General features: G+C 66.2%; 5 protein-coding genes and 1 riboswitch. Of the genes, 3 read left to right on the top strand and 2 right to left on the bottom strand.

Going from position 1 to position 4,528, the window contains the following annotated elements; all coding sequences use genetic code 11:
• Positions 1 to 645: transposase (locus Ae505Ps2_RS28350; RefSeq protein WP_170917168.1), on the bottom strand; the 645-nt coding region annotated here is incomplete at its 3' end.
• Positions 646 to 1,017: 372 nt separating this feature from the next.
• Positions 1,018 to 1,118, top strand: a riboswitch (guanidine-I (ykkC/yxkD leader).
• Positions 1,119 to 1,641: 523 nt separating this feature from the next.
• Here Ae505Ps2_RS28350 and Ae505Ps2_RS28345 point away from each other — a divergent pair.
• From Ae505Ps2_RS28345 to Ae505Ps2_RS28335, 3 genes are all read left to right on the top strand, one after another.
• On the top strand, positions 1,642 to 3,285 hold the full coding sequence (locus Ae505Ps2_RS28345; protein ID WP_249265409.1) for a cytochrome bc complex cytochrome b subunit: 1,644 nt from the start codon (positions 1,642 to 1,644) through the stop codon (positions 3,283 to 3,285).
• Positions 3,282 to 3,749: a hypothetical protein gene (locus Ae505Ps2_RS28340; protein WP_139320275.1), complete on the top strand. Its 468-nt coding sequence runs from the start codon at positions 3,282 to 3,284 to the stop codon at positions 3,747 to 3,749. Before Ae505Ps2_RS28345 ends, Ae505Ps2_RS28340 begins: the two co-directional genes overlap by 4 nt.
• A 212-nt stretch (positions 3,750 to 3,961) precedes the next feature.
• Entirely contained in the window at positions 3,962 to 4,207 is a 246-nt protein-coding gene (locus Ae505Ps2_RS28335; protein WP_075334512.1) for an MnhB domain-containing protein, read from the top strand.
• Here the strand turns inward: Ae505Ps2_RS28335 and Ae505Ps2_RS28330 are convergent.
• Positions 4,172 to 4,528, bottom strand: a 357-nt coding sequence (locus Ae505Ps2_RS28330) for an integrase core domain-containing protein (RefSeq protein WP_212567717.1), incomplete at its 5' end; no start/stop codon positions are given. The genes Ae505Ps2_RS28335 and Ae505Ps2_RS28330 overlap by 36 nt on opposite strands.

Raw genomic sequence — 4,528 nt, 5'->3', positions numbered from 1 at the left:
GAGGGCGACGAGCTCCTTGTGCCCGTCGGCGCGGACTCCGATGAGCACGAGCAGACACAACTTGTGCTCGGCGAGGCCGATGGTGACGTGGATGCCCTCGGCCCACACGTACACGTAGTCCACCCCGGACAGGTCCCGGTGGGAGAACGCCTGCTGCTCGGTCTTCCAGGTCTCGGTCAGCCTGGTGACCGTCGATGAGGACAGGCCCGCGTTGGAGCCGAGGAACTGCCCCAGCGCGGGCACGAAGTCCCCCGACGAGAGGCCGTGCAGGTAGAGCAGCGGCAGCACCTCGGTGATCTTCGGCGTCCTGCGGCACCAGGACGGCAGGATCGCCGAGGAGAACCGGCGCCGCTCGCCCGTCGCGGGGTCGATCCGGCGGTCGTCGACCCGCGGCGCCCGCACCGCCACCGCGCCCGCGGCTGTCACCACCTCGCGAGGCTCGTGGGAGCCGTTGCGCACCACCAGACGCCGCCCGTGGGCGTCGCGTTCGTTGCTGTGGCGGGTGATGTAGTCGTCGACCTCGGCCTGCAGAGCCTGGGCGAGCATCCGGCGGGCGCCCTCGCGGACGAGCTCGTCGATCAACGCCGGCCCCTCCTGCACACGGGCCTCGTCACCGGATCCGGCCTCGGGAACTACGCTGAGCATGGGTCGTGCCCTTCCGACCAGCGTTGCTGCGCCGGTCTTGCTTGAGAGCCTTCAAGATCACCGGAAGGGTACGGCCCCTCCACAGTCATCCACAGGTCTCAAGCATTGCTCCGGTGGCGACCAGCTGGACCAGTGAGCCTTTGCCAACCTGATGTTCGGGCTGGTCAGAGCAGGTACGGCGTGGCGTGACCTCGCACGTACTGAGAACTGACGCCGTGAGCGCCACCAGCGCCACGCCGACGGCGATCTGCTGCGACAGCGCCTGGCCCGCAACCTGCGCGAGCGATTCGGCGGCAACACCGACCCGCAGTGAGGCGCTGATGCGACGAGAACCGGACGATCGGCTAGAATCCGATGCGATCCACCACGATGGTGGGGCGCGTCTAGGGTTCCGTCCCGTCCCTCGGGAGTCTGGTCCGAGAGATGCAGGCGGCCGCGAGGCCGTCCCACGGCGGGACAAAAGCCCGGGAGGCAACTGGTTGGCATCAGTCGCTCCCGCTGCTGGTGTCTGGCGAGAGGGCTTCCGACCGTGTCCGTCACCGGCTTGCCGTCCTTTACTGTGGACCGGTGCAGGGTCATAGTTCCTGGTCGACAGGTGCCACGCCCCGGTGGTGCCCACGGCCGGTTTTGCCGTTCCCGGGCGGCAGACGGCCCTACGCGGCCCTACGGGTCGATTCCCTCAGAGCGTGTTTGAGAAGCGCTCAAAGTGACGTCCGATATCCGCGTCGCACCGGTGCTCCGCTCGGGCGACCTGCAGAAGTCCCGCCAGTCTTGGCCTTACGGCCACGCGAGAGCCACTGCTGCGCGGGCTTCTCAAACACGTTCACACAGAGTGGGCCGATCTGGTCCACCGAACGTCATTGACGATCCGTGCAGGAGCCGGGGTGGCATCGCGTCTGTAATCTGGCCCTCACTGAGTATTCGAGGAGGAAGCTCCAAGATATGAACTCAACCGATGCGTTGGCGAAGAGACCGAAGCCGCCGGGGACGAGCGCAGTGGTGCTCGATCAGGCCGACGAGCGTTTCGCTTATGCGGCCGGGTTGCGGAAGCAGTTCAACAAGGTCTTCCCGACCCATTGGTCGTTCATGCTGGGCGAGATTGCTCTCTACAGCTTCATCATCGTTCTTCTGTCGGGCGTGTACCTGGCGCTGTTCTTCGATCCCTCGATGGAGGAGGTCGTTTACAACGGCCCCTACGACCCGCTGCGCGGAGTGCACATGTCAAGGGCCTATGAGTCGGCCCTCGAGCTGACGTTCGAGGTGCGGGGCGGCCTGTTCATGCGGCAGCTCCACCACTGGTCGGCGCTGCTGTTCGTCGCTTCGATGATCTGTCACATGTTCCGTGTGTATTTCACCGGAGCATTCCGCAAGCCGCGTGAGGCGAACTGGGTGATCGGGGTGAACCTGATCCTACTCGGCACCTTTGCCGGTTTCACCGGCTACTCGCTGCCCGACGAGATGCTCTCCGGGGTCGGTCTGCGCATCGCCTCCGGTATCACCTTGTCCGTGCCCGTGGTCGGCACCTGGGTGCACTGGGCGTTGTTCGGTGGCGAGTTCATGGGAATGGAGATCATCCCGCGGCTCTACATCATTCACGTGCTGATCCTGCCCGGGGTCATCCTCGCGCTGATCGCGGTGCACTTGGGGTTGGTGTGGTACCAGAAGCATACCCAGTTCCCCGGCGTCGGTCGGACAGAGAACAACGTCGTTGGTGTGCGCATCATGCCGCAGTTCGCCGCCAAGGGTGGCGCGTTCTTTTTCGTCGTCACCGGTGTCCTGGTGCTAATCGCCGGACTCTTCGAGATCAACCGCATCTGGTTCTTCGGGCCCTACGATCCCTCGCACGTCTCGGCCGGGTCGCAGCCCGACTTCTATATGCTCTTCTCCGAAGGGATGGGGCGGATCTTCCCGCCGTGGGAATTCTACCTGTTCGACACGTACACCATCCCGTCGGCGTTCCTGCCGACCGCGGCGTTCCTGCCCGTGTTGTTCGCCGTGGCGTCCGCGTATCCGAGGATCGAGCGGAGGTTCACCGGCGACCAGGCGCACCACAACCTGCTCCAGCGGCCCCGGGACGTGCCTGTCCGGACGGCGCTGGGGGCGATGGCGATCGCGTTCTACCTATGGTTGGTGCTCTGCGGGTTCAACGACTGGATCGCGCTGTTCTTCCACGTCTCGCTCAACGCGACGACCTGGGCGGGGCGGCTCGGGCTGCTGATAGTGCCGCCGATCGTGTACTGGGTGGCCTACCGCTGGTGCATCGGGTTGCAGAACTCCGACCGCGCGGTGCTGGAGCACGGCCTGGAGACCGGCATCATCACGCGGCTCCCACACGGCCAGTATGTCGAGCTACACCAGCCGCTGGCCGGTTTCGACAAGGACGGCCACCCGGTCGTGCTCGACTACCAGGGCGCCTCGGTGCCGAAGCGGATGAACCAGCTGGGCGCTGCCGGGAGGCCGGTGCCCGGCAGCCTGTTCAGCCCGGACCCGCCCGCGGAGACTGCGGCGCTCGTACGCGCCCGGCAGGAGCTGCGGGACCGGGAACGGGCCGAGGCCGACGAACGGGCCAGGGCCGGCGTCGACGCTCCGGAGGCGGCGCAGCGGGCTGAGCGCTCCGCCGGGCGGGGGGCTGCGCCATGATCCGATGGCTCCGGCGACGTGACCATTTGGAAGACCGGGAGATCGATGCGTTGCAGGAGCGCTTTCCCGACGTCGTTTTCCACCTCCGCGACGCGTTCGACGTGAACAGGGTCGACCCTGGAACCGAGCTCGCCTACGCACGCATCAGCCGGAACGGTGACGTTCTCTCACTCTGCTCGGCCGTCCACCGGGTAGACAGCAGCATGTCGGAATGGCGGTTGGCGGTGACACGGACGGACAAAGCCAGCGGCGCCCCGCTGGCCCTACCTGACGCAGAAGCCCGGCAATGGGCGATCGCGGTGTTCGGCCCCATCCACGCGAAGTCGGTGGTCACCATCGTAGCGCCTCTACTGCAGGAACTCCCCATCGAGTACCGGGCTGCCACCCATTTCACCCTCAGGATCGCGCCCGGTGACCTCCCACTCGACACCGCGAAACCCTGGCACACTCGAGGAACTCGGTGAAGACCTCGCCCGGGCCCGCAGGCGAACCGGTGACCGAGTGGACGGTCGACGCCCGCGCCTCCCCGGGCAGGTGGCAGGAACCGGTGGGATGGAGAGCGCCTCGGGCGTACACCCCATCTCCAGGCAGAGGGACACCCGCTGTGGACGACGAGTCGCCGGGCGGCGGACCCGGGCCGGAAGGTTACATCTCCCCGCTGGTTCCCGTTGCCCGTATGCTGTTCCCCGTCATGCTGTTGTACTCGATCTACCTGCTGGTCGGCGGACACTACGGCCCGGGGGGCGGGTTCTCCGGCGGGCTTGTAGCTGGCCTCGCGTTCGTCCTTCGCCACATCGCCAGCGGCGAGCCCGCGGGGCGAGGAGTGACGCAGGTCCACCCGCCCGTGATCATGGGTTGGAGTGTTCCCGATTTCTTTGACGCCGGTTTAGGCTGCCAAGTCGGTTATTTTCCTGAATCCTAGCTCGTATTCGGTGGGTGTCAAGTATCCGAGGGTGGAGTGCCGTCTGCGACGGTTGTAGTAGCTCTCGATCCACACGAATGTCTGCTGTCGGACCTCGGTGATGTCGTTCCATGGCCGGGTGTGGATGAGTTCTTTCTTGTAGCTGGCGAAGAACGACTCGGCGACGGCGTTGTCGAAGCAGGTGGCGCGTCGGCCCATCGATCGGGCCACATTGTTGGCGGCGCAGAAGTCGGTGAGCTCCCGGCTCGTGTATTGCGTCCCGCGGTCGCTGTGCATGATCACTCCGGCTGGTGGGCGGCGGGTGAGCAGGGCGGCGGCGAG

It is taken from the genome of Pseudonocardia sp. Ae505_Ps2 (genome assembly GCF_001932425.1).
Classification (GTDB): domain Bacteria; phylum Actinomycetota; class Actinomycetes; order Mycobacteriales; family Pseudonocardiaceae; genus Pseudonocardia.
This window is presented reverse-complemented; position numbering and strand designations above follow the sequence as displayed.

Excerpts from the sequence above, each read along its gene's own strand:
- Ae505Ps2_RS28340 (WP_139320275.1), top strand. The coding sequence starts at position 3,282 with ATGATCCGATGGCTCCGGCGACGTGACCATTTGGAAGACCGGGAGATC.
- Ae505Ps2_RS28335 (WP_075334512.1), top strand. The coding sequence starts at position 3,962 with ATGCTGTTCCCCGTCATGCTGTTGTACTCGATCTACCTGCTGGTCGGC.